At 58.9% G+C, this 23,956-nt stretch carries 26 protein-coding genes and 7 pseudogenes; 15 read left to right on the top strand and 18 right to left on the bottom strand.

Annotated elements, in window-relative coordinates:
* Positions 1-156, top strand: a pseudogene (locus BM314_RS28800) (transposase); the annotation flags it as partial.
* A gap of 311 nt (positions 157-467) precedes the next feature.
* Here the strand turns inward: BM314_RS28800 and BM314_RS28795 are convergent.
* From BM314_RS28795 to BM314_RS30385, 3 genes and pseudogenes are all read right to left on the bottom strand, one after another.
* Positions 468-785 (bottom strand): annotated as a pseudogene (locus BM314_RS28795) (transposase); the annotation flags it as partial.
* A 70-nt stretch (positions 786-855) separates the two neighbouring features.
* On the bottom strand, positions 856-1,263 hold the full coding sequence (locus BM314_RS28790) for an IS66-like element accessory protein TnpA (protein ID WP_244447704.1): 408 nt from the start codon (positions 1,261-1,263) through the stop codon (positions 856-858).
* Between the two features lie 211 nt (positions 1,264-1,474).
* On the bottom strand, positions 1,475-1,756 hold the full coding sequence (locus BM314_RS30385; protein WP_139237912.1) for a hypothetical protein: 282 nt from the start codon (positions 1,754-1,756) through the stop codon (positions 1,475-1,477).
* Between the two features lie 391 nt (positions 1,757-2,147).
* Here BM314_RS30385 and BM314_RS28780 point away from each other — a divergent pair, with 391 nt between their 5' ends.
* The 3 genes and pseudogenes from BM314_RS28780 to BM314_RS30380 all read left to right on the top strand — a co-directional run bounded on the left by BM314_RS28780 (position 2,148) and on the right by BM314_RS30380 (position 5,872).
* Complete coding sequence (locus BM314_RS28780) at positions 2,148-2,837, top strand: phasin family protein (protein ID WP_139237911.1); 690 nt, start codon at positions 2,148-2,150, stop codon at positions 2,835-2,837.
* 448 nt (positions 2,838-3,285) lie between these two features.
* Positions 3,286-4,313 (top strand): annotated as a pseudogene (locus tag BM314_RS28775) (IS110 family transposase).
* A gap of 761 nt (positions 4,314-5,074) precedes the next feature.
* Positions 5,075-5,872: a hypothetical protein gene (locus BM314_RS30380; RefSeq protein WP_139237910.1), complete on the top strand. Its 798-nt coding sequence runs from the start codon at positions 5,075-5,077 to the stop codon at positions 5,870-5,872.
* 19 nt (positions 5,873-5,891) lie between these two features.
* Here the strand turns inward: BM314_RS30380 and BM314_RS30375 are convergent, their stop codons facing one another.
* The 7 genes and pseudogenes from BM314_RS30375 to BM314_RS28745 all read right to left on the bottom strand — a co-directional run bounded on the left by BM314_RS30375 (position 5,892) and on the right by BM314_RS28745 (position 10,079).
* On the bottom strand, positions 5,892-6,431 hold the full coding sequence (locus BM314_RS30375; protein WP_139237909.1) for a hypothetical protein: 540 nt from the start codon (positions 6,429-6,431) through the stop codon (positions 5,892-5,894).
* Between the two features lie 627 nt (positions 6,432-7,058).
* Complete coding sequence (locus tag BM314_RS28770) at positions 7,059-7,355, bottom strand: IS66 family transposase (protein WP_348272754.1); 297 nt, start codon at positions 7,353-7,355, stop codon at positions 7,059-7,061.
* Positions 7,335-7,433, bottom strand: a pseudogene (locus BM314_RS31405) (IS66 family transposase zinc-finger binding domain-containing protein); the annotation flags it as partial. The pseudogene BM314_RS31405 and the gene BM314_RS28770, both read right to left, overlap by 21 nt.
* Before the next feature lie 84 nt (positions 7,434-7,517).
* Entirely contained in the window at positions 7,518-7,793 is a 276-nt protein-coding gene (locus BM314_RS28765; RefSeq protein WP_091981922.1) for an IS66 family transposase, read from the bottom strand.
* 57 nt (positions 7,794-7,850) lie between these two features.
* Positions 7,851-8,198: pseudogene (gene tnpB, locus BM314_RS28760) on the bottom strand (IS66 family insertion sequence element accessory protein TnpB).
* A 615-nt stretch (positions 8,199-8,813) separates the two neighbouring features.
* A complete protein-coding gene (locus BM314_RS28750) occupies positions 8,814-9,290 on the bottom strand; it encodes a bleomycin resistance protein (protein ID WP_091981917.1) in 477 nt (158 codons plus the stop codon).
* A 294-nt stretch (positions 9,291-9,584) separates the two neighbouring features.
* Positions 9,585-10,079, bottom strand: coding sequence for a hypothetical protein (locus BM314_RS28745; RefSeq protein ID WP_162483078.1), 495 nt, complete (start codon positions 10,077-10,079; stop codon positions 9,585-9,587).
* A 5-nt stretch (positions 10,080-10,084) separates the two neighbouring features.
* Between BM314_RS28745 and BM314_RS30370 the strand changes: the two genes are divergently transcribed.
* The 5 genes from BM314_RS30370 to BM314_RS28725 all read left to right on the top strand — a co-directional run bounded on the left by BM314_RS30370 (position 10,085) and on the right by BM314_RS28725 (position 13,806).
* Positions 10,085-10,843, top strand: a complete 759-nt coding sequence (locus tag BM314_RS30370) for an HlyD family secretion protein (RefSeq protein ID WP_170868206.1) — start codon at positions 10,085-10,087, stop codon at positions 10,841-10,843.
* The gene (locus BM314_RS28740; RefSeq protein WP_139237907.1) at positions 10,807-11,454 is read left to right on the top strand and encodes an HlyD family secretion protein; all 648 of its coding nucleotides are present in this window, start codon (positions 10,807-10,809) and stop codon (positions 11,452-11,454) included. Before BM314_RS30370 ends, BM314_RS28740 begins: the two co-directional genes overlap by 37 nt.
* Before the next feature lie 189 nt (positions 11,455-11,643).
* Positions 11,644-12,354 (top strand): DNA polymerase III subunit epsilon, encoded by a 711-nt coding sequence (gene dnaQ, locus BM314_RS28735; protein WP_091981910.1) that lies wholly within the window; start codon positions 11,644-11,646, stop codon positions 12,352-12,354.
* Positions 12,355-12,389: 35 nt separating this feature from the next.
* Positions 12,390-12,944, top strand: coding sequence for a hypothetical protein (locus BM314_RS30365; protein WP_139237906.1), 555 nt, complete (start codon positions 12,390-12,392; stop codon positions 12,942-12,944).
* 61 nt (positions 12,945-13,005) lie between these two features.
* A complete protein-coding gene (locus BM314_RS28725) occupies positions 13,006-13,806 on the top strand; it encodes a hypothetical protein (RefSeq protein WP_052083721.1) in 801 nt (266 codons plus the stop codon).
* A gap of 19 nt (positions 13,807-13,825) precedes the next feature.
* Here the strand turns inward: BM314_RS28725 and BM314_RS30360 are convergent, their stop codons facing one another.
* From BM314_RS30360 to BM314_RS28715, 4 genes are all read right to left on the bottom strand, one after another.
* On the bottom strand, positions 13,826-14,038 hold the full coding sequence (locus BM314_RS30360; RefSeq protein ID WP_139237905.1) for a hypothetical protein: 213 nt from the start codon (positions 14,036-14,038) through the stop codon (positions 13,826-13,828).
* A 68-nt stretch (positions 14,039-14,106) separates the two neighbouring features.
* Positions 14,107-14,613 (bottom strand): hypothetical protein, encoded by a 507-nt coding sequence (locus BM314_RS30355; protein WP_139237904.1) that lies wholly within the window; start codon positions 14,611-14,613, stop codon positions 14,107-14,109.
* A gap of 65 nt (positions 14,614-14,678) precedes the next feature.
* Complete coding sequence (locus tag BM314_RS28720) at positions 14,679-15,161, bottom strand: hypothetical protein (protein WP_244540080.1); 483 nt, start codon at positions 15,159-15,161, stop codon at positions 14,679-14,681.
* A 4-nt stretch (positions 15,162-15,165) separates the two neighbouring features.
* Positions 15,166-15,351, bottom strand: coding sequence for a hypothetical protein (locus BM314_RS28715; protein ID WP_338037297.1), 186 nt, complete (start codon positions 15,349-15,351; stop codon positions 15,166-15,168).
* A gap of 234 nt (positions 15,352-15,585) precedes the next feature.
* Between BM314_RS28715 and BM314_RS28710 the strand changes: the two genes are divergently transcribed.
* From BM314_RS28710 to BM314_RS30350, 5 genes and pseudogenes are all read left to right on the top strand, one after another.
* Entirely contained in the window at positions 15,586-15,753 is a 168-nt protein-coding gene (locus tag BM314_RS28710; RefSeq protein ID WP_244540079.1) for a hypothetical protein, read from the top strand.
* A gap of 15 nt (positions 15,754-15,768) precedes the next feature.
* Positions 15,769-15,978 (top strand): annotated as a pseudogene (locus BM314_RS31165) (hypothetical protein).
* Between the two features lie 46 nt (positions 15,979-16,024).
* Positions 16,025-16,231, top strand: coding sequence for a hypothetical protein (locus tag BM314_RS28700; RefSeq protein ID WP_043759923.1), 207 nt, complete (start codon positions 16,025-16,027; stop codon positions 16,229-16,231).
* Positions 16,232-16,367: 136 nt separating this feature from the next.
* Positions 16,368-16,685 carry a hypothetical protein gene (locus BM314_RS28695; protein WP_043759921.1) on the top strand — a complete coding sequence of 106 codons (318 nt, stop codon included), beginning with the start codon at positions 16,368-16,370 and terminating at the stop codon, positions 16,683-16,685.
* A 286-nt stretch (positions 16,686-16,971) separates the two neighbouring features.
* Entirely contained in the window at positions 16,972-18,141 is a 1,170-nt protein-coding gene (locus tag BM314_RS30350) for a hypothetical protein (RefSeq protein WP_139237903.1), read from the top strand.
* A 529-nt stretch (positions 18,142-18,670) separates the two neighbouring features.
* On the opposite strand, the pseudogene BM314_RS31400 reads toward BM314_RS30350, so the two are convergent.
* The 3 genes and pseudogenes from BM314_RS31400 to BM314_RS28675 all read right to left on the bottom strand — a co-directional run bounded on the left by BM314_RS31400 (position 18,671) and on the right by BM314_RS28675 (position 22,325).
* Positions 18,671-19,300, bottom strand: a pseudogene (locus tag BM314_RS31400) (M12 family metallopeptidase).
* A 120-nt stretch (positions 19,301-19,420) separates the two neighbouring features.
* On the bottom strand, positions 19,421-19,999 hold the full coding sequence (locus tag BM314_RS28680) for a DUF1353 domain-containing protein (protein ID WP_091981902.1): 579 nt from the start codon (positions 19,997-19,999) through the stop codon (positions 19,421-19,423).
* Positions 20,000-20,015: 16 nt separating this feature from the next.
* Complete coding sequence (locus BM314_RS28675; protein ID WP_170868207.1) at positions 20,016-22,325, bottom strand: DNA/RNA non-specific endonuclease; 2,310 nt, start codon at positions 22,323-22,325, stop codon at positions 20,016-20,018.
* Positions 22,326-22,633: 308 nt separating this feature from the next.
* Here BM314_RS28675 and BM314_RS30340 point away from each other — a divergent pair, with 308 nt between their 5' ends.
* Positions 22,634-23,677 carry a hypothetical protein gene (locus BM314_RS30340; RefSeq protein WP_139237901.1) on the top strand — a complete coding sequence of 348 codons (1,044 nt, stop codon included), beginning with the start codon at positions 22,634-22,636 and terminating at the stop codon, positions 23,675-23,677.
* Here BM314_RS30340 and BM314_RS28670 read toward each other — a convergent pair.
* Positions 23,629-23,956, bottom strand: a 328-nt coding sequence (locus BM314_RS28670; RefSeq protein WP_107353653.1) for an IS5 family transposase, incomplete at its 5' end; no start/stop codon positions are given. The two genes, BM314_RS30340 and BM314_RS28670, sit on opposite strands and share 49 nt — an antisense overlap.

Raw genomic sequence — 23,956 nt, 5'->3', positions numbered from 1 at the left:
TACCGCTGGCGCAAGGAGTACGGCGGCCTCCAGGTCGACCAGGCCAGGAAGATGAAGGATCTGGAGTGCGAGAACGCGCGGTTGCGCCGGCTCGTGACGGACCTGTCCCTGGAAAAGCAGGTGTTGGCGGACGTCGCTTCGGGAAACTTGTTCTCTATTCGGGGTTCATCGGTCAACGCCCTCTCGTGCGCATCCTGGTTCGACGCGTGATCGGTCCTGTGGAGCTCTTGCTTCTCTCCGAGGTCAGCGAACGCCGCCTCCTGATGGGGTTAGAGGGAGTGGGCGGATCCATCTAAGCCGCGCGCTCGGCAGAACCGACGCTCGAGTTTCCTCGGTCTCACCCGCTCCGGTCGTCCCCACAGGGACCTCCTCCACGCCGGAGGAGCTCGGTGTTACGTGATGCTGATCCGTAAGCTTCAGGCCGCCGTCGCGGCTTCGGCCGACCAGCGGAAGTCCTTCTCGTCGCGCTACATGCGATGCCGCACGATCGCCAGCTTGCGGGCGACGGCCACGAGGGCCTTCTGCATGCCTCTGCGCTTGGCCACAGCCAGCCCCCAGACCTTCAGCGAGGACAATCGAACCCGAGGGCCAGTCAGCAGCACGAGCGCGGCCTCATACAGTGCGGCGCGCATCATCCTGTCGCCGCACTTCGAGACCCGGCCGACCCGCAGCGTCTCGCCGGACTGGTAGAGCCGCGGCGTCAGTCCATAATGCGCCCCGACGCATTGCGATCGTCCGAAGCGGGCCGGGTTGTCGACGCAGGTACGGTAGGTCAACGCGACAGCCCATCCATGCCCTTGCGGAAGTCCACAGGCCGTGTGGCCAGCATCACGCGCACCGCGCCGGAGGGCCCGATCATGAAGAAGCCTTCAGCGCCCGGATCACCGCGGTGATCTGAGCCGTGCTCGCGTCCTGAGCGATGCGGACCGTGGCGCCGGCGATCTCGACTTCGATGCTGTGGCAGCCGCATCGCTCCCCCACCCCGGGGCTCATCTCGGCAGTCGTCGGCTCCTGTGGTCCCAAACTAATCACGGCCGGCACGAACTGCAGTGGGCGTTCGCCGTCGTGTCTCCCAACCTGACGCGCCAGGCGTCGCCACGTGAACAGCTGCGAGGCGCTCAAACCATGCCGGCGTGCCACTGCACTGATCGAGGTGCCCGGCCCATCGCTCTCGGCGACGATGGCCGCCTTCTCCTCATCAGACCACGTCCGGCGCCGGCCAGCCCCGGTGAACAGCTCCAGGCGCCGGATCGGCTCCGACATAGCCATACGCCCTGACATCGACATGTGACGGAGCTCCCATTCCGCTCCGTATGTGCCTTCACACCGTCTGCCGGAAGGTGCCGCCCAGACAGCGCTTACGATATATCGGCAGGTCAATTCGCCAATTGTGATCGGCCGCTGAGTGCCCTATCGCTACCGATCGATGAGCTCTCATTTTCCCTGCTGGCCTGGCACACCTCAGCCGAGGCCATTAATGGCGGGCGACCAGCTTGCGGTTGATCCTAGCGCCCTGAGCTTCGGCATCTTCCGCGACGTACAGCATCTGCGTGCGACAACCGAGCTCCTGCTCGCTGGCGTGCCTACGGGTATCGATCTCACCCTTAGCTGGCGAGCAGAAGCCGGCATATTGACGTTTGTAGGAATTAGCCCACCAGGCGGAGTCGATGTTTGGATTGAGCGTGAATTCGAGGCGCTTAGTCCGTCCAATTGGACGGTAATTCACCAAATGTTTCGCCTTCCAGAGGCGCATCATTCCAGTGGATCGTCAGTTCGTATGATGCGGGGCAGCGTCCAAGCCTACGACGATCTTGGCGTCACTCAGATTGAGCTGAATGCAGACGTCGACTTCGGAGGCTACGTCTGGGCAAAAATTGGGTTCGCCCCGGACAACGCGGGGCCCATCCGCGACAGGATCGCAGAGGGTCATCGGGCGTACCCTACCAGCATGATGTACGCGACCCTTGCTGGGGTTGCAGCCCGAAGCTCGGATGACGATCTTATGTATCATCTCGCACGCGCCTCAGCGCCCGATGGCAGCAGCTATGGGAAGCTCCTGTTGAGCGGAGTAGGATGGTACGGACATTTGGATTTGACCAACCAGACGCACCGACAGAGGCTTGCAGTTATTTTCTAGGAACATCAACGTGGTAGCTCGCGAAAATCATACGCTTGGTGGCAGGTTCGTCGTCTACGAGGGCGACCGCGAGCGGCTGGGAGCGAACTATATCGATCGTTCTGATGATCTTTTGCCAACAGAGGATCGCTTCAGCAATGAGGAGCGTCAGACAGCTCCAGAACCATGGCTTCGACAGGGCCCAGAACACAGTCTCAAAGTGCGTAGACGAGCGGAACGTATGGCGCGCGAGCAGTCAGCAAGTAAACGCAGTATTGATGCGATTGATCGCACTGCCCCTCTGACCGCCGATCTCGCGGAGCGGTTCGTTGCAACTATTGATTTGGCTCGTCGACTTTACGTCGAAATTTCGGATGCGACTCGAAGCATAGAAGCGGAAGCAAAGACGTCAGACTACTTGCTTGTTTATGTACGTGAGATTAATTCGAGCAACACGATACTTTCCGAAAAGAACATGTCAGCTACTTTTGATTTTTCGAAGAAATTGATTAAGGCGCGGGATCTGCAAGAGGCACTAAGCATTCAAAACGAATTTGCTATAGTGCAGACGGAAAACGTGATCTCGCATGCGCGGCAAATTTTAGAGCTTAACAGAAAGTTGCTCAATCAGAACGATCCCAGGAACTCAGGTCAGACTGATCGAATTAAGGCGTTCCAAGCTATCGTTGAAGAAGCTGAAAACAAAATGAAGCCGGCCTGAGCAGAGAAATTCAAATAAATGTCTTTTATACATAGCGCTCAAATTTTTTCTGCGGCCTAATCCAGTTGACAAATAAATCAAATGTGCTAAGTTCGGTATATAATTGCGAATATAATAAACATTCTCGGGCGCGCAGATTCATATTAACCCACAATGAGTTGGCGTTAAGCTCACTTGCAATATCCGCTTTCATGCATTGCGACGCAAAAGCAGATATGTAGAAACCTACCCGACCCAGTCACAGGTTCCCTTCCAGCAAGCTGCCTCGGAGCGGACCTTCCGACCTTCTGCCACCGGTCGTGAGCGGGCTCGGCGAGGATTTCCGCTTTCGCGCATCGCTGCCCCAAAGCAGATGGGATGGATGGCTACCGCTCCGTCTGACGGCATCTCGATGCCAAGATGTGGTTGCTGTCAAAGCAGCAGCCACGCTCATGCAGGAGCCATCCCCATGGAGATCACCACCGTCGGCATCGATCTGGCTAAAAGCATCTTTCAGGTTCACGCCGTCGATGCAGCTGGGCACGTCGTCGTTCGCAAGGCGCTGCGGCGCGCGCAGGTCGTGCCGTTCTTCGCCAAGCTGCCGCGCTGCCTGGTCGGCATGGAGGCGTGCGGCACGGCGCACCACTGGGCCCGGGAACTGATGAAGCTCGGCCACGACGTGCGGCTGATGCCGCCGGCTTACGTGAAGCCGTACGTCAAGAGCGGCAAAACCGATGCGAACGACGCCGCAGCCATCTGCGAGGCGGTGGCGCGTCCGAGCATGCGCTTCGTGCCGGTGAAGTCGACCGAGCAGCAGGCGGCGCTGGCGCTGCACCGGACGCGCGACCTGCTGGTCAAGCAACGCACGCAGTTGGTGAACATGATCCGCGGCCTGCTCGCCGAGTTCGGGATCGAGATGGCGCGGGGCCTGCGGCACGCGCTCGAACTGGCGGCGGCACCTCGGCCGGAGACGCGGCCGAGGTGCCGCCGCTCGCCCAGCGCGTGGTGACCGGGCTGGCCGATCAGATCGGTGCCGTGCAGATCCAGCTCACCCGGCTGGAGAAGGAGTTGCTGGCCTGGCATCGGGACAGCGACCTGTCGCAGCGCCTGGCGACGATCCCGGGTGTCGGCATCGTCTCGGCGACGGCACTCGCCGCCTCGGTGAGCGAGCCAGAGCGCTTCCGCTCCGGTCGGCAGTTCGCGGCCTCGTTGGGACTGACACCGCTGCAGAACGGCAGCGGCGGCAAGGAGCGCCTGGGCCGGATCTCACGCATGGGCGACCGCTACCTGCGCCGGCTGCTCGTAGTCGGCATGACGTCTCTGATCCGGCGCGCGAAGGCGACGCCGACCTCGGTCGACCCGCGGCTGCCGGCACTGCTCCAGCGCAAGCCGGTGCGCGTGGTGACTGTGGCGGCGGCCAATCGCACGGCGCGGGTCGCCTGGGCGATCATGACCCGCGGCGGCACCTACCGCGCACCGGCGGCCACGGCCGCCTGACAGCACGTAGAGGAGACGTTTCCAGGTTGCGAGGACGATGAGAGTTGATGGCGAACCCGTCAGACCGGGAGCCGGGACACCCCGCCGGCTGTCCAGGGCGTCATAGCCCGCAAAGCAGAGTGGGACCCAGCTCGCGGATACCATCAGGGCCAGCGGTCAACATGAACGACTGCATCGACAGGCCGGACACAAGACTGCACCCGACCAACGCGTCAGAAGCTCAATTCGCCACTTGCAATGCGGGAGCCATCCACACAGGACGCTACCGGCTGCAATGAGCCATTCGCATAAGGGCACGCTAGGAAACAGGCGGCGTCGAGTGGAACTCAAGACCTGGTATGGGGCCTGACATGGCTAGCCTCCACGCTGCCTGTTATGCGCCCAGGAGGTCGCCTCGCGAAGCGGACCTGGCTTGCGGCCGGGTTCGTACAGCCGACCGAACCTGGGGAAGGTCTCCGCCTGCACGAGGCCGTGGAAGTCGCCCAGCCAGGTCTCGGCATGCGCGCCGGAGCGGTCGGGGAGTAGAAGTGGGCCACAGCCGGCGGCTCGGGGCCGGCCGAAGGGACGGTCGTCACGCTCCATCGTCCAGAGTCGGCCCGTGCCGGTCTTGCCCTTGGTCAGGACTGGGACGGGCGTGTCGTGGAGATGCAGGCGCGCAGCCCCTCAAACATGGGCCTCAATCCGGCTGACCAGGGTCGATACCGCTTGCTGACCTCGTTGGCCCTCTGCAGGTGGCCGGCGCCCCTGGACTTGGTCACGTGATGAACCAGCGCTATAAGTGTAAATCACTCGTGTGGGCGGGAGCCTCGGTACCGATCGTATATAGTCAGATTGAAGAGGAGCAATCAGATAATTATGGAATTATTCGAATTTCTTTATTGGGGGACGTAGTCGTGAGAAATAAAATTGAATTTTTCGCATTATTATCAATTGTTTTACCGTGCTTCACGGCCGAAGCCTCGTGCTTAGAAGACGCACGAAATTTCTCTATTGCCATGTGCGATAAAATATTAAAATCAGAATTTGCCAGTAGCGACAATAATTCTGCATATCTTAGAGAGAAAAATATAAATCAAAGTATCAAAGAATTGTTAGGAGAAAAATATCTCTCTGATGACGGAAAAGTATTTTCTAATTATCAATCTATAGTAAAATTCGAGGTTTCAACGCCAGATATAGATATTTCAAGTTGCAGACAGAGAATATTTTCAAGAATTTCTGATTTTCAATGCAAAAAGAAGGCAGTAATTTCGACCTGCGCTCGGCCGGAATTCGGTCTTAATAGATGGGATCGAGAAGAAGTAGTGTCGGGCAATTCCGGATGGCGAGGCGGTGGCCACTCACAATCGGAATGGTGCAATGACTTGGCCGCGCAATTTATGCGCCAACATGGCATTGGAACTGAGCACGTAGTATCTCAACTGACTACAGGCGAAAACCGGCGGAAGAGAACCTTCGGGCACGTTGATTATTCTTATTCTTGTTCGGTAAAAATAAAATGGGATCCAATATATAATACTAAGACAGATCTTTTATGCGGATTCTCGGCCATTGAATAGTAGTCAATGTGCATTGTTATTATTGCTGAGTATTGTCTGGTGTCGCAGTTTGATTATTGGGAGAAAAATTTCGTATCCAAGAATCATTTTGACCAAATGGACTGAAAGCTTGGGTGGCGACGCCCTGACCTCCGGGACGATTTCTCAAATATATGATTAAGTGTTGCCTCCTCATAGCATTGCTAATTAGCATAGTGTCTAACAGAAACTGAAGGTTGTCAGCGGCCTGATCCGGATCAGTAGCCTTGACCGCCTCAAGGATGCGAGCAGACTCGGCTTTAGACTCCTCAATGCGTTGCTGAATAGTATCTTTCGACTCTTCAAGCTCTAATTGATTGCGTCCGTTTATCCAGGCAACGACAGCATTTCCGGCGCCAGCTAGAGCTGCGGCTAATACTGCAATGACGAGAGGATTGGACCAGCGTGACCGCTTTTGTTCCTCTAATTTCATTTGAATTTCTAATTCTTGCAAATCAAGCGCGCGCTTCTTTAAGGCATTCTCGCCGGCCCATTTGGAAAAATCCAAAGCGGAGCTGAAGGAATCGATGTTATCTTTCATGTATTTGCTCCTTTTGCCCATTTGAATTTAAATGGACGCGGGATTGACCTAGAAATGTGTCTCAACATGGGAGTTTCTCTACAAGTATTTGATTGCCGATAAAATAGCTGCTACCCAAGCCAGTGATTGATAGTTGGATTTGTTGGCACAACTCTTGAAAACTAACAAGGACAAGTAGTTGACGGATTGTACGTAAAACCATGGTTTTCCCGACAGGCCCAGGCGCCAGATTTCGACCCAACGCAGCCGCCAGGAGCGCAGTTCGTGTTTCCTCAAAGCGGCCGTCAGTCATCGTCCGACAACTTCGGCTGGGGTGGTGCGTACCCTTGTGGAGGCAGCCAGCAACCAGGATATAATAGCTCCGGCCTCAGCCATAGCCTCCTTCAGTGTCGCGAAGAGACCGGAAGGAGGATATCCTTCTCGCCAAACCGCAGGCGTGTCGTCCCAGGCCTCGAAGCTGTCTTCGGTGTAGAAGAAGAAGCCAACCTCATGACGATGGAACGTCAAACGGACCCTACCGTCCTCGCATTCGATCTGGTGAGCGATAGTCGCAGACATGGCTTAATTCGGTGTCCTATCGTCGTCGTCTCCTCTTAGGGGTAAGCGCTCGGCGAGCGTCCCTGTTAATTAGGCGGCCTGAGTATCAGCGGTCAGCGGCGACCAGTTCCAGGGCAGGAGTTCGGCCAGCGGGGCCAGCGCGGCGGCCGTGGCGCCCATCCAGCCGGACAGAGTCGAGGTCTGCAATGTAACGCCGTCCCGCGCATAGATCTCGGACTGACGATACAGGGGCAGGTGATCGTCGAACTTCGCCACGGCGATATGCGCGAGCAGCCCGGGGCCGGCACGGCCGCGGGCGATGGCGTGGTAGGGCGCGGGAGCCTGCACCACGGTCTCGCAGGCTCGGCCGGAGAAGGCCTCGCGCACGTGCCGTACAACCTTGAAGCGGCCCGGAACGTAATCGAGGCTCTCCGTCACGTCCTCGCCGATCCGGCGCAGGCGACCGCCGCAGGCCGGTCAGGCGCAGGGGCCGGGATGAGCGACGGTCTCGCGTGGCAGATGATCGGGCAAGGGGCGGCGCCCCGGCCCTCAGCTTGCCGCCTCGACCGCCTCGGCGACGACCGGGGCCGCCGCGAGGCATTCGGCCTCGTCGACCTCCAGGGCCTCAATGGCGAGTTCGAGCTGCTCGACGCGGGCTTGCAGCTTCTCGGACGAGACGCCGAACTGCGCCCGCTTCAACCTGGCGAGTTCGCCGCGGAGCTTCTCAATCAGCGTATTGGCATGAACGGCGTCCCTCGCCATGCCGACGATCATGCGTTTGAGCGCATCCACGTCATCCGGCAGCGAGGCAGGATCGAGAGCCATGCCAATAGCTTAGCTTGCCCAAGACGGGTCCGCCAGCCCCTTCGGGCGCGGCCGCCCTCAGCCCGCGATGCGCGGCCGGTCCGTTCGCTCGGGTGCCCGCCAGTCGATCCCCTCCAGCAGCATCGCGAGCTGAGCCGGCGAGAGCGCCGCCGCGGCCCCTGCCGTCCCTGGCCAGACGAAACGGCCTCTCTCCAGCCGCTTCGAGAACAGGCACAGCCCCTGGCCGTCCCACCACAGGACCTTGATCAGCCGCCCCGCACGGCCGCGGAAGACGAAGGCCTAACCGGAGAACGGATCATGGTGCAGGTGGTCCTGCACCAGCGCGGCGAGCCCGTCGAAGCCCTTCCTCATGTCCGTGTGGCCGGTGGCCAGCCATACGCGCGAGCCCGAGGGAACGGGGATCATCGATCCAGCAGCGCCGCGAGAAGATCCCGCACCAAGGCCGGATCGGCCCCGCCTCGGCACGCAGCCGATGGCCGTCGGCCAGTTCCACCTCGATGGCGCCACCCGGCGCACCCTGGTCACGCGTCGGCAGCCCCGCCGGTGCCGGCAGTGCGAGCGGAACGAAGGGAGGCGGAACCGGCAGGGCCGCCGCCCGCTCCTCATCCCAGGCCTCGCGTCGCCCGCGAAAGAGCAGCGATGGCGTCAGGCCATGGCGGCGTGCCACAGACGAGATCGACGCGGCGGTGCTCTGCGCCTCATTGAGGATCGCTCGCTTTTCCTCACGCGTCCACGAGCGACGCGTGCCGGCTACGACGATATGGAGCGAGATCGTAGGTCCAGACATAGGGCGGATACAGGCCTTCGCGACAGCACTGTATCCAACTCCAGGATCTTATCCCGCAAGACGCCTGCCAACGAGCGCTTACTCTCAGGGTACGATCGACGAAGAAGAGGACGATATCGAAACGGCGCTGGAACGGCCGCTCCGCCTACGACGCGAAGCAGCCGTGCGAGTCGTCATCGGCGCTTCCCAAAAGCGGTCAGAAATCATGGGCCTACATGGTCGACTGAGGGACGCTACTCTGGCTGCCGTTCTCCGAGGTTTTCGGCAAGGCGCACGAGATACCCATCGGGATCCTGAACAAGGAACTCCCGCTGACCGCCTTCGACCGGGCCCGTCCGATACCAAGCGTCCCTTGGCTCTTCGAACAGCGGCCATTGCGCAGAGGCGAGCTCGGCCAAGACCGGATCTAACCGATCGACCATGATCTGGAAGTTCACCCCACGTCCGCGGGGACGCTCCAAAGCGCCCGTCATCCAGCGACCGATGCCCTGACACAGCATGATCTGAGCGCCACCCCGGATGAGATAGGCGAAGCCCTCGGCCGGTCTGTCATAGGCAATCTTGAAGCCGAGCAGGTCGCACCAGAACCGCAAGCTCGTTTCGAGATCCTCGACGTCCAGTTCCGGCGTTAAGACCGAGAAGCCGCCTTCCGGAGGGGCTCCAGAGCCGGAAGAGTGGGTCCGCCTGGCGCTGTCGGTGAGTGGCATCATGATACCGATCAGGTTAAGGTACGTGAGGTCTCCTCCGGCCGCTCCAGCCGCAGCACCAGCTCGATCAGCTCCCTGCGGCTCAGCCGTTCCAGTTCGCTGCGGCCAATTTCGCAAGGGAATTAGCGAAATCAGAGCCGCGCAGAGGCCTGAGGAACTACGAACTTAGACTGCTTGACCAATACAGTCTTTGCATGCAGCTTATTATTGCAACGACTAAGTCAGAACAAACAAGAAATTGTTTGATAACTACTTATAATACTGACTAAGCTTAGATCATAACGGCTATTTCATGCGTCAATAACTATAATCTTGTCCGTAGAGGTTATATATCGACCTCTCCATATCTCTATACGCCTCGCCCCCTCTTTGCATTGCGCTGTCGTAAGAACTATAAACTGCCGACATCGCATTATTAGCAGTTTGCTCCAGTCCGCCACGGACAGTTGCGCTGCTCATATATGCATATGATCCAACGCCCGCTATTAGACCTATCAATGGCGCGGCAGGACCTGCTGGCAAGCCGACTTCTGTGCCTGCAAGTCCGGCTGAGAATGCTGCCGCAGTTGCCTCGGCGGTGGCGCCTACACTTATCGCCGCTGAGGTAGCCATGCGATCGTAAGTTATGTCGACCGAAAGTTTTGTCGCAGCTTGGGCTGCCGATGCACCGGAAGGGTTTGCGTATAATGAAGAACTTGCGGTGAAGATATCGCCTGCATTTGAGATTGCCTCGTTAGCGCCTTTCAGCGCGACATTTGTTTGTCCTATAACACTGCTTATCAGTGAAAACATCTTAGATGTTTCATCCGGCGGAGGCGGAGGCGGAGGGGGCGGAGGAGGGGGCGGAGGAGGGGGCGGTGGCGGCGGAGGAGGGGGCTGCGGTGGATCGTTGGAAGAGCCAGAGGACATTAGGGAAACCTTGCGACGCTTCCGAATGTAAGGTCTATTTGCCTGGAGCGAATCGTTCGCAGGCCATATTGATGATTGAGCAGAAATCACCCAAGCGCGCAATAGTTCAGGAGTTATTTGTTCAAAACGAACAGATCGTTGCCGCGGGAGACGCTATCTTGCAGCTCAATTCCGAGGAGCAGCAAATCGAAGTTCTAAAAATACAAAGTCAAAAAACTACAATCGCCGCACAAAGATTGAATATGATTGACCCGGCGAGAGCAGATAGGTTGTCTGCTATGGACCAAATGATTTCATCATCGGCCGCGGCGCTTAAGAGTATAAGCGAAGAAGTCTTCGCTCAAAAGGAACAAATCAAAGTCGGTGAAGCGACGAGAGCTGAAGCTATTGAATACAAAAAGAGGCTAATCGACGCGCGCCTCAAAAATCTGAAAATAAGAATTGAGCGCGATGGTTTCGATGTTAATTCTTCGGCGGCCGCAAAGCATCTAGACATTGTATTGCAACTTATTGACAAGGAAGAGTTATATTTTCAACAAGAAATCGAAAGATTGAAGATGCGGGCCCCTGTTGCTGGTAAAGTTCAATTGTTCGTTGGTGAAGGATCGCCGTGCAAGCTTGGTTCGGTCCTGTTCTCGATCGAGTGAGATGTCAAATGATTATATTGTCGCCTTTGCCATGTTGGATTTCTGAAGCGCATGTAAATAGCGGTGAGAAAGTAAAAAAAGGCGATCCGATCTTCCGGTTGGATTCATATGAGTTGGACCGTCAGGTTGCCAAGCTTGAGAGCAAATTGGCTCTTAACGCTGTTTCAGCCGATCGGTTGAGCGATGATTATCTCGACAGATTTGTTTTCTTGCCCCTCGACGAATTAGTTGGCGTTCGTCGGAGGCAGTACATATTCAGCAAAGCTTTTCTGAAATTTCAGCATGAGAAAGAGCGAGTTGGTGAAGTTAAGCCTGCCGGGGTGATCGGGAATGAGGAGGCTGGCACCGTGGCTCTGTCTGCCAAAGATTTGGCGGATGCCCAATATGCCTACGCTGAAGCAAAAGATGGAAAGCTCAAAAAATTATCGGAAATTAATGAAGAACGCGCTAAAAACTTATCTGAACGTGATGAGGCGTTGCGATCTGTGGCATTGATACACAATCTGATCGCGATGCGAACTGTGTTGTCGCCGATTGAAGGCATTATAGAGTTTCGATGTGTCGTCGGACAGTTTGTAGATAAGGGAGATGTTGTTGCTGAAATAAATTAATTCTCGTTTTTCTAACAGTAATCTCTATACTATTATGATTGACAGCACAATTATGCGACGTCCGCATTGCTGAACGTTTTGCTGTGAGCACTTGATAATTATAGTATTTCGGATATTTTAATTTGGTCGAATACACAGGAGTTCTTATGATTTATCTGCCGTTGGAAAGATTATGAAGACGCAAGCGTCATGACAAGCGAAATCGTCCTCGACACCGAGACCACCAGCACGGACGCGAAGGTCGACCGCATCATTGAGGTCGGCTGCGTCGAGCTGATGAACCATACCCAGACCGGCCGGACCTTCTACCGCTACATCAATCCGCAGCGGGCCGTGCATCCGGACGCCTTAGCGGTGCACGGACTGACCGACGCCTTCCTCTCGGACAAGCCGCTGTTTGCCACCATCGCGCCGGAGCTCATCGACTTCATCGGCGATGGCACGCTGATGATCCACAGCGCCCCCTTCTATGTCCGCTTTCTCAATGCCGAGTTCGCGCGCCTGCCCACGTCGCAGCCGCTGGCGATCCAGCTCGACGCCGTCGTCGACACACTGCTGATCGCCCGGCGCAAGCACGCGGGCGCAGCCAACAATCTCGACGCGCTGTGCTCCCGCTACGGGATCGACCGAAGCCGGCGCACGAAGCACGGCGCGCTTCTCGACGCGCAGATCCTTGCGGAAGTGTACGTCGAGCTGCTGGGCGGCAAGCAGGTCGGATTCGATCTGGGGCCGGTTGCGGCTACGGTGAATAAAGCCGCTGCGGAGGCCGCTCGGCCGGTGGCGCCACGCGTGTTCAAGTCCCGACTGGCCGATGCCGAGCGGAAGCGTCACGCGGCGTTCGTCGCGACCCTGAAGTCGCCGGTTTGGGGCGACTACATCAGCGAGCTCAAGGAAGCCTGATGCGACTCAGGATCCGATTCGCGGGTGCGAGAGGAGTGCTCGCAGCCCTCGGGAAAGCTGTTGGCCCCGGCACCCCTGATTCGATGCCCGATAAAATCACATACGGCTCGTATGAGCTGGTGTGCTTCCATGAGGCTAGGCACGCCGAAACCGCCATCCAGTTGGGTTCACGCGTTGAAAAGATTACAATCTTCGACAATGCTGACGGCCCTAACGGGAAGTGCACCATTGAGGGCTTCCCGCTCCATCGACCTCACATCTGCCTAGGCGGCTTCGCGGCAGAGCTTTCACCTTTTCAAGCGCAGCGCTTGTTGAACCGCGACGGGAGCCCAGTCGACGAACGTCAATTTGTTCAGGCATTGATGCGCAACGCCACCGAAGATCGGCGGCGGTTCATTGCCCTCCAGTTCGGCCTCCACCTCTCCCCCGATGATGAGATCTCAGGCGAATTGGACCGCAAGTTCATGGCCTTTGCGCAAGGGCGCGCCGAAAACAACATGTCGCCGGCGGCGGTCGAGCGGATTGCCGCCGCCTTCAAAGGCAGACGCGAACTCAGTGGCGCCGAGGTTCATGCAGCTTACCAGGGTTGATCCGATCCAAGAGCGGCATCCGCGCTGAGCGATCAGCATTGACATAGGATTCGGGCAAGCGATGTCGGACCAGGAAATCCCGAATTTTGTGAACCTACCTTGGCCTCCAACCGAGTTGCAGGCGGCCATCGTGAAGTACCGCTGGGCCGCCACGCATATCCAGAAGCTGCTTGATATCGAAGCCGCCTACGCGGAAGACCGGCCTTATCAGGTCGTGTCTGATCCGACGCTGCCGGACGGCATGGTCAAGATCCTGATCAGCAGGCAGCCCCCGGCGGAGATTGGATTGGTCGTGGGCGATATCGTGCACAGCCTTCGAGGCGCACTCGATTACGGTGCCTGCGCGCTGGTGAAGCTCAGCGACGCTCGTAACGACACGAGGCTGACCCAGTTTCCGTTCGGGCGCGTCGGCATGGCGCTCAACAGCAACGAGCGCCGTCAGGTGAAGGGGATACGAGATCGCCCGCTGGCCTTTATCGAACAGGCCCGGGCAATCGCGGGCCCTGTCCTCCACGTTCTCCAAAAAGCCAGCAACCAGGACAAGCACCGGCTCATCCTGCCGAGTTTGCTGCGGCGCCTCCCGGTCAAGATCCAGGTCGACAACGCGACGAACACGGCCGAGGTTGTCATCGACGAATCCCAAGTCCACCTTTGGGCGCAGCCGATCGCCAACGGTGACGCCGTCGAGCTGGGTAACATGCTGGCCCTCAGGACGGGCTTTGAGATCGAAGGTGATGCCGCTCCGTACTACCTTGGCGTGATTGATCACTTGTTCATCGCGGTGCACATCGAGCTCGCGCACATGATTGCTGCCGCAGCCGAAATTCTCTTGCCGACGGTGGCTCTAAATCCCGCGAAGTAAATCGAGAGCGGCTCCAGCGCTAAACGGCGTTCGTCGGCACGCTCAAGACGCCGATCTTGGCGGAGTACATCAGCGAGACCGAGGGGTAATGGAAGGGTTGCTGTTCTGGTTTCCGCTCGGTGTCGGGCTCGGCTATGGGCTTGATGCGAAAAGGTAATGCGACGGCCGGTATCCCGAAGGTTGATGCCGGCGATGGTGCTGGACCGCGCAACATCGAGATGCGCTTCACCATGCGCGAGGTGCAGACGCTGCGTAGCGCGCTCCGGCACAACGAGTTTGCCAAGAATGCGCATCGGCAACTTAGTGATGTCGTCTGTTTCTGAGTACTAACAACCCGCCAAGCAGCAGAGCTGACAAAACCCAACCATATCCTTGGCTTGCATCCGCATTGATCTGGATAAAACCTTTGTCCATTACATCAGGAAAAGAGATCGCTCCTATAGCGAATGCGGCGCCTATGCCATTAAAACCCGCACCAGCTACATTCCATTCGCGCGGATAGTTCTCTGCTGTTGCAGATCGCATCCACATCAATGATGAACAGAAGAAGGATATGATGCTGGCGTAAGCACACATCACTGACGATGCATGCAAGTAGGGGGGACCTTCATGAGCCGCCTGCAGCCACATGATCACTGCAATGGTAAACCAGCTTAATAGAGCTGAAGGCAACGGCGTTTCGAGGCGTAGGATTTGACGCAACGCGGCACCCTCCTGAGGCATGCGCGACATTAAGTCAGCCTGCTTTACTAAGTCGTTGATGACGGCAAGGCTGGACGCTTCGACGGTCAAGCGGCCGAGGCTCACGATTCGCTGCTCACTCTACGATCTGCCTGCAAAGTGCCATGGTGGGATCCAGCGGTGACGCATGCTCACCGCGCGACGCCGGGATCGGCGTCGACGTGAACCGGCTGTCCGGGCCGCTCGCGCTTGCACAGCACCCGGCAGGCCTGCCGCAGCGTGATCTCGTTGCGCGGGTAGGCATTCTTCACTGCCTCGAAAGCGGCGATCGCGCCGTCGAGCGGGTAGATCACTCCGAGCCGCATCTCGACGCGGCCACGCTCGTCCCAGACCTCGATGGCGAACGGTGTGCCGGGCGGAACCGGTGGCTCCAAGCTGACGGCCATCGGTAATCGTAGGGTCGCGAGGCATTGGCTCTCGTACTTGCGCGCCACCGCTGCGCCGGGGCCGCGCTGGTGCCGGCAGGAAGCGGTCAGCGCCCGAAGCAGATCAAGCGTCGAGACCTCGGGTCCGAACCGTTCCATCAGGCCGTCGAGGCGGTAGCTGCCGTGCCGACGGCAGGTGGCGCAGTCGATAGTCAGCCGGTCGCCGGCGATGTCGCCGAGCTTCTGCATCAACTCAGCCGTTCAACGGGGCGCGGGCATAGCCGTGGGAGACTAGCCGGCCCTGTGCCGCAGCGTGCCGCTCGGCCGCGTCGAGATCGACGAGCGCGTCCGCGACCGCTTGCACCAGGGCGGTCCAACCGTCGCGCTGCGCGGCTTGATAGTAGTGGAGCGCGATGGCCTCGGCGAGGCGAATGTCCACAGGTGGTTCGTGCGGAAGGGCGTGCATCGCGGTCCGATACCCCGTTAGAACAGATAAAGAACAAAGCGCAGGGACGGCCGCGGTTCAACCGTTCGATCGGGCGGTGTTGAGACGGCGGTGGAGCGCTGTGGATGGACCGGAGAAAGGCTAATGCCAGCGCGGCGTTACCGCGTCCATTGCACGAACGGGCACGAGCTGGTGACGGACCTGGAGGGCCGCACGTGTCAGTCCGCTATGCAGGTACGTCGGCACGCGGATCGGGTCGCGCTCGCGCTCATGGAGGCGGTCGAGTGGTTCGACTGGGGCCGCTGGCAAGTGGAGGTCTACGACCCGAAGGGTCGGCCGGTGTGGCTGCGTGCCTTCCAGGATGTCGACATCGACGTCGATCTGAAGGCTGCGTGATAGGAGGAAACGGACATGGCGCTTAAGACGACATACCACGTGCAGCCGTTTGAGATTCACCGGAAGCGGCTGCGACCCGCACGTCAGGAGCCGGCGACCACTGAGTTCGGCGCGTGAAAGAAGGCCGAAGCGCTCTCGGCGCGAATGCCCGGCGCGGCGGCGCTCAAGATCGTGGCCGACGACAAGACAGGCGAGCTGGAGGGTGTCACCATCCTCGGGCAGTAGGGCGAGATCCCGGATGATTTCGCCGAGAGCTTGCAGGGGTGATGCCGTGGATACCGACGAGCTGCATCTTGACGCGCTTACGGTGAGCGCCGGCGCTTGGCAGATCAGCCTCATCGTTCGAGCAAAGGAGTTACAGCCGGAGCCCTATCTGGACCTGACGCCGATGGATGCCTTGCGGCTCGGCGACTGGCTGGTCGCGCGAGCCTGCGAGCGTGGGGCCGAGCGCCAGCATCACGACCAAATCGAGGTCTGAAACAGAAAAATCCCGGCCCCGCTGACGCAGAGGCCGGGCGAAGGGATGAGCCAAGGGGATCGGGGGCTGAGATCGCCGGCTCGCTGGCGAGTGAATCCGTGAGCGCGGCCAAGGTTCCCGCGTGATGAGAGGTCCGATGACGCCCGACCAAGAGCCGCTGCTGATCCCCGATACTGAGGACAAGGTTGGGGCAATCGTCGTGTTTGCGCCTCTGGACACCACCCGGGACGCGGATCGCCTCCGGCGCCTGGAGATGTACCTCCTGGCCGAGTTTCCGGAGCAGCAGTTCGTGGTCACTGTCCGGGAGAGCCGATCGGATGATGGCGTCAGCGCCGGCTTCCTCACCGTGCAAGATGGTCAGTCGCTCATGCCGGACGCGGCTGGCATGGCTCTGATCGGCCGCGTACTTGATGCCGTCGCGCAGTTCGTTGCGCATGGGCCGCGCTTTCACTGACACGCGCACGACCGACGGCGCGGATCGTCGAATGCGATCGAGGCACTTTTCGGCCCCAGTCGCTGCCGCAATCCGGCAAACGCGTATCGGCCGGTTGCCGAGCCCACGGCCGGCTGCGCGGACTCTCCAACCCCTGCACCGGCGCATCGCCCTCCCGCCATATTCGGGTCGAAGGATGGCGCCCGGATCATGCATGGCACTCCTCGCCGCCGGCACGTATGCGGACGGGCTCGCGGGGTAGATGTAACTTGCTACGACCTGCAATCCTCGTGTCAGGAGCTGTTTCGTGAACGGATATGTCCATTTCGATCTAGCACCGCCAAGGAGCTGGGATCACTTCGAGGAGCTTTGTGCCGATACCTTTCAGGAGGAATGGCAAGATGCCACACTCGTTCGGCATGGACGCGCCGGCCAAGCCCAGCATGGTGTCGATATCGTCGGCCGCATAGGTGCGGTCTGGCCAGTCGGCCTTCAATGCAAGAAAAAGACCCGATGGCCGGTCAAAGAGGTAACAACATCCGAACTCGATGAAGAAGTCGAGAAAGCCAAAAATTTTAATCCTCCTCTTCAAGCTTTCTATTTGATTTCAACGGCCCCAGACGATCAGCCGCTCCAGGAGCACGCCCGAATTATAACTGACCGCCACAAGCAGCAAGGCCTCTTTTCGGTTTCGGTACTCGGCTGGGGCGAACTCGTTCGGAGAGCTACGCGTCATAACAATGTAGCAGCGAAACACTTTGGTCCGTTCTCCACTGGACCTGCCACGCCATTGCTCGCGACATGGCGGGCAGCCAATGCCAAATTGCTTATGAACGACGACGAGTTGGCCATATCGATTAAGGAATTGATTCACGATCTGATCGATTATCCTGCAGGTCGCATCATTCTGCGCCAGCAGGAAACAGAAGATCTTCTGTTTCAGATCACAAATCGGCAGGCCGCAGAAACAGATACATTGGCAGATCGCATAGCTGTTGTGGAGCTTCGTGACAAACTCAAAATCCTTCGAGATCGAGAAAGAGCAGTGGCGGCAGGTCTGCAGCTTCTTCTCGGCCACAAGGACATGAGAGACTACGTAAGGATCGTTTGGGAAAAAGATGCCCCGCTGTTGATTCGCTCCTTCGTGGAACAGGAGCTAGACCCAGACGGCAGCAACGTAACCGGACTGGAAAAAATACGCATCCATCCTCCGGGAACCCAGCCCGAAGACTCGATTGCGGTTTTCATGCCCGGATCAGAAATCGCAGCTATTTTCCAGCATCAAACGGATTTGAAGAAGAGATATCCAACCATCAACGCCGATATTATCAGCGAACTTCCTTCGAACGCTCAATTCGCATACGCAATACCTCGGGTACTTCATCGAGTGATATGGAATTTATCCGAAGGAATTTCTTTGAAGAGCATGGAAGAAAAGGAGTGGCTCGACATGAGCTCGTGGAAAGTTACAACCTAAAGCTCTAAATTTTTATGAAACGTCGCTGTTTTTGCCACAATTCGCCTGTCCAGCCCCCTGGGCAATAGGTTTCGTGCGGGGGTCGAGGCGCGGACGGAGCTGAGATCCGTGCCGGACAGACGTCGGACCTCAACGGTTCGTGCGAACCGAAGCGTCGCAAGCTTTGTAGTTTCGGAAGTCCAACCCGCGTTTGCAAGATGCAGGCTGCGATGGCTGACTTGCTCCGAATAAAGGACTAAACGTCGGCGCGAACTGCCCCCCATTTAGTCTGCCGAACGGTCCGAGATGAGCGGCGGGTCGCCAGCGGCAACTTCCATGTGCCGAATGTCGCCTGCCTGTCGGCCAATTCGTCTGCGTGCTGAAGCGGACAGGGGCGTACCGGAGGCCGCGTTCCCAGCGAGCGATCCTCTACCCCGCCTCGGTCCTTCGCTCCCTCGGGCGAATGACACGTCTGTTACGGCTTCCGGAACAGCCTCTGCATCCCGGACTCCGACTGTCGCGCTCGAATGGCCGAGTGCTGCCTTTCACGTCAAGCGATACCATAGAAAGCTTTTATTCCCTGAGCATCGAGCTTCGAAATCGCATGAATCCCAACCCTTCCGGACCATTGCTCGAATCCTGCCTTGAAAAGGAGAATGGGTTGCGACGGGTCTCTTACGAAATGCGTATCACCTAGCTGAGCTTCGTAATGCATGACCGATTCGAAATCGTACTCGGTTTTCGTCTTCCCGCCAGACCACGGGTCGTAATTTGCTTTTCCGAGCGTCGTCAGGTTCGCGTCGTTGACGGTGAAATAAGTGGTCGAGTCCATGCGCCGGTGCTAGTGCTGAAGTCCGAGCACATGCCCGACTTCGTGGGCGATGCGGGCGAGATCGCCCCACGAGGCGATCTCCACGACCGCGTTTCGGCCCGGATGATAGCCAACCGGCGCGTTATTGGCATCGCTCGCCTGGAAGTAGGCGAATTCGTTCGATACTGCCTCCTCGGTGAAATGAATACCGGTGGCGTTGGTCCAGGCACCGCACGCGTCCTTGATGTTCTGACGGCGGTTTGGCGCGAGGTCGTCGGCGAACGCGACTCGGACAGTCTTATTTGGCCAAACACCGCCTGAAACGTAGGCCTCCTCGTCTTCGACGTCGATGGGTAGGTAGAACTTCATGTCGCCATATCGCACATACCGAGCGCCGAATATGTCGACCTCGCGTGACCGATCCAAGGCCTCGGCCGGCACATCGCTTTCGTATAGACAAGCCATTGCGTCCTCCTCGCAGACTTCGGATCACCATTGAGCGTAGGCCGCCTCTGGCGAGGACGACCACTTTTCCTGGAACCAGCGCTCTCGCTTCGTCGGTGCTCCAGCCAGCCGATCGCCCGAGTGCCAGTCGGCCCAACGCTTGTCCCAGCCGCTCTCCGCCTGGCTGTAGGCGCCATCTCCGAATGCCCGGACCGCCATGTACATCGTCTTCGCCCGCCAAGCGTCGACACCCAGTTCCATCATGGCGTCGTAGAAGACCTGATCGGCGAACCATTTCTTTCCGGGCTCGCCGACGGCATATAGCCAATCGTGCAATACGGCGGCTTTCGCGTGGCGGCCGAACGGTTCGAAAGCGACCCGCGCACCCGGCGGGATCGAGGCGAAGTCCGTGATGAATTGGTCCGGCACATCGATTTCGGCTCCGGACCCGGAATGCAGGTAGCGGAAGCCGAACACGAGGACGGCCGTCGTGCGCCCCTCCCATTCCTCGGTGCGATCCAGAACGGCCACGACCAGCGGTTCGGGAAGACTCGGCAGATAACGCTCTTCGGCAAAGTCGGGACGAGGCCCGACGTTACGGGGCGCGAGAGTGAGGAAGGGCATGACGTGCGCTCCGCTGTCAGAGCACTACGTCGGCAAGGTCTTCGAGGCGGACGACGGCTGTCTCCCGCTCGAAGGCCCGCTCGGCACCTTCTGCCTCAAGTGGATCGGCCGCACGGACCGCTTCACCGAAACGGAGGCCCGTGAGGTGCTCAATCATGGAGACCTTCACCTGCCAAGGCCGGAATGGCCCGGGTTCGAAAGCCTCGGTGTCGATTTCGAGCAACAGCTCTTCCTGGCTGAGGAGAAATGCGTAGGCGCCGAGCTTTCCTCCCTCTCGAACCGCAGCGACGATCTTCCAGAATTGCCGCGGGAGTTTGATCCCGCGATAGTCCCGGTCGTCCCGGCGTAACACCGGACCGTTGAAGACCGAGACCCTGCCGCCGTTTGCCTTGGCCTGTTTAGTGACGTGGTTCTCAAGATTGCCCCATAGCAAGAGCTTCCGGGCTTCGGCTTTCGTACTCTGGTTGAAAACCTCGTGCTGCGGAGAGCAATTGGTCCAGAAGAACGTGTCGTCGTTTCCGAGCTGCGCCTCCGCCGCATCCGCACCCCAGGCCGCATCCTGCCGTCGCGTGAGATGTCCGCGGTCTAAGGGATTGTCACCGTAGACTTCCGCGCCGGCTTGCACATCGCGCGAAACGCGGTCGTCGAAGCGCCACCGCTCCGGGCCTATGCGCGCGACCTTGGCCGGAGCCTCGGCATCCACGTTGACGGCGGAGACGAAGGCGATCCGCCGGGGACCGTGCAGCAACACCGAATAGTGATGGTATTTGAGCTCGATCCCTCCATCCTTCGTTCGAGCGGCGTTCGCCTGCACGCTGTTGTCGAGCCGCGGCATCGGCACCTCGACGTCTAGAAACGTCGACCGATAACCGAGCAGCGTAGCGTCCGAACGTGCCGGATCTTCCGGCGGCGGACTCAAGGGGAGGCTCGGGCCGGTTGCGCGTTCCGCTTCACTGGCCTCACTAGATGCATCTACGACATTCACCGCCTTCCGGTGATCTTCCACGATCCGGATCTCCAGGCATACTGGAACGACGAGATCGGCGGGGCCCCGGACAGTGAGGCGCACCGTGGCAGACGATGCCGCCGGAGTCGAAGCCGGTTCGGCGATGAACGATTGGGGACTTGTCGAAGCGGCGGCGCGCGTCTGCGGATTGGGAAGAGTTTCGGCCGCGTTTGCCAGATCGCCTGCATTGGCCTTCGGCAAGACCGATCCCGTTCCGTCTCCCGCTGGCGTCCGGCCGACCGCAGCGGCAAGCAGAGTAAGTTGCGCCGCCGTCAGTCCTGCGTCGGCTGGAAGTTCGCTCAAAAAGCGGACGAGGCGGGAAACCCGTATACCTTCGTTCGCCTCGTAATCGAGCCGCATCGGATCGTCGCCCTTGCGCCAGACCCGACCATCGACGTCCAACATCTCACCCTTCGCATTGGTCCGAGCGACGCCGCTATGGTGCAGCGCAACGACCTCCCATTGATCGTTGAACACCGGCGATCCCGAGGACCCCGGCTTCGTATCCGCACGATACCACAGGAAGCGGTCCACATCGGTTTCGCCGCGAGTGTTCGCGACATCGACCAACTCGCTCGAACGTACGACGACCTGCTTGATCTGACCTTGCGGGTGCTGGACGATATTGACGGACTCGCCGATGTTGATCTTGCCTTCGTCGGGAATGAGTGGCAGCCAACCGTATTGGGCGAGCTTCACTCCGACGTCAGAGATGGGTCCGACCGCTACGAGCGCGACGTCGAGCTCCTTGTTCGACAGAAAGAAGCGTTCCGGATCAAGCGCGAACGTCTGAACGGCCAGTGACTGACGGGCGCCATCCCGCGCGAAATCCATCCTGAGGGAACTTCGACTGGCGAGCTCTTTCGACTCCAGCACATGATGATTGGTCATGAGCAGGTCCGGAGAGACCATGAAGCCTGTCCCAAAGGCAGTTCGACGTCCATCGAGATCGGTCGCGATGAGACCGACTGCGCGCGCGGCTTGACGCCCTCGGTCAAGAAATTCGACGAACAAAAGGTCGTTGGCTTCAATGACTCGCTCGTAGAGCTCGTCGTCGATATCCTCCGGTGCCAGGGTCCTACCCACGAGATTGCGAACGGCGTCTGGAAGACCGTTCCCGGCGGCTAGTGGGTTTGCCTGCGCGAGATGCGCCAGGACCCGGTTCACCCGCTTCGCGAGCCGGTCTGAAGATGTCACGGCATTGTAGCGGCCTCGGGCGACGGCGTCTCCCGCCGCGAGGCGATCGGCGCTTCGATCCCGGAAGCGCGCCGTGGCGGCGGCTACCTGATCGGTATCGACGGCGTACACCTCCGAACTCATCGTCCGAACTCCCATCACTCGGCCCACAATCGACGAGCGTACGTTGCCACCACGCGGATAGCGGCGGTGGATTCGACCTGATTCATGAATTTCCTCTACGCAAGATAATTTCTTGCCTTGAAATCACATCAAATACATACACTTACGACACGCCGACAATGGAGACGGCGGTCGTTTGAGTTGAAAAAATCGCACGCCTTATTCAGCACTTCCGACGGATTTACACTCCTTCCCCCAGCTCACGTTCCAGGCTATCTTATTTATGAAACCGAACCAAGCCGCCCGCGCCTGGAAAATGTGAGTTTATCATGGTCAGATTGATTCGGGCGAGCTTGAGATCCTCAGCTGCTTTTGGTGCGATCCTCCTAACGACCGTCCTTGCAGTCTCCTCGGTGCAGGGGGCCGAGTGCACCTCGTCGGACGCTTCCGTCCAGTCTGCTTACAAACTCGAAGGGCCAGCTACTGCTTCCGCAGCCGTTCATGCCTCGCCTCCACTACGGGGCGTAGCGCTCGGCGACTGGATCGGGGTCGAGATTGAGGCGCTACCGAAATTGCTCGATGAAGCAAAATGCAGAAACAAGTCGATAATACCAGTATTAAATGGAAGATCCTTCACGGAAATGACAATTTTCGGGCCCAGCACTAAGGATTCGAATGTAATCTTCTTCCGTCTGCTTAGAACCTCGGCCCAACGCTCGCTTTGGGCGGAGCTTCTGGGCTCACCTGGCTTCGAGCCGCGGAAAGTGTCTGTGACGCTCCGAATGGAAGGAGAAATTCCGCTGCCGGCGAACAGCAGCTCCACGGTCCTGGATCTTGAGGTAGTCAATGGATGGTCTCTTGCAGGCGCTCTCACATGTTTCTTTGCGCTACTTGCCGCCTTTCTGTTGCTTGCCAACCGGACCAACATCATGAGAGATGCCGCCCCTCCCGATTACGCCGTTCCCATAGTAAATGGAGAGCTTTCTCCGACGAAGCCGACGGCAAACAGAGGGCCCTATAGCCTCTCTCGGCTACAAGGCGCTTGGTGGTTCTTTATTATTCTCGGGATGTATCTACTAATCGGCGTAGTGACGTGGGATTTTTCCGCTTCGATTAGCTCCACCGCTGTGATCCTTCTCGGCATCGGCGCCGGAACTGTAGTCGGCGCCGCCGTCATCGACATCTCGCAGGACACGCCGGAACAGCAGGCAACCAGAGAGCAGCGGGCCACCGAACTGGCAGTCCAAATCGAACGACTCTCGAAGACGATCGATGCTTTTACGTTTGCATCCTTGGAGGCGAAGAGACTAGGGTTTGGACTCGATCAGCACCAGAAGGCGATGACGGCGGCCAGAGCGAGGGCCGAGGCGTAGTTGCGTGCGAGCTTGTCGTAGCGGGTGGCGATCCGGCGAAAGTCCTTGAGGCGGTTGAAGGTCGCCTCGATCCGCCACCGCTCCCGATAGCGGCTCTTGTCGTGGCGGATCTTCCGCTTGCGGCCGCGCTTGCCCGGGATGACCGGCGTGATGCCGCTCTTGCGGAGGTCAGCGCGCAGCCAGTCGGCATCGTAGCCCTTGTCGGCTGCCAGACGTTGGATCCGGCCTGGCGCTTCGGCCAGCACCGCAGGCGCGGTGGTCACATCGCTGGCGTTGCCG

It is taken from the genome of Methylobacterium sp. 13MFTsu3.1M2 (assembly GCF_900112625.1).
GTDB lineage: Bacteria > Pseudomonadota > Alphaproteobacteria > Rhizobiales > Beijerinckiaceae > Methylobacterium.
This window is presented reverse-complemented; position numbering and strand designations above follow the sequence as displayed.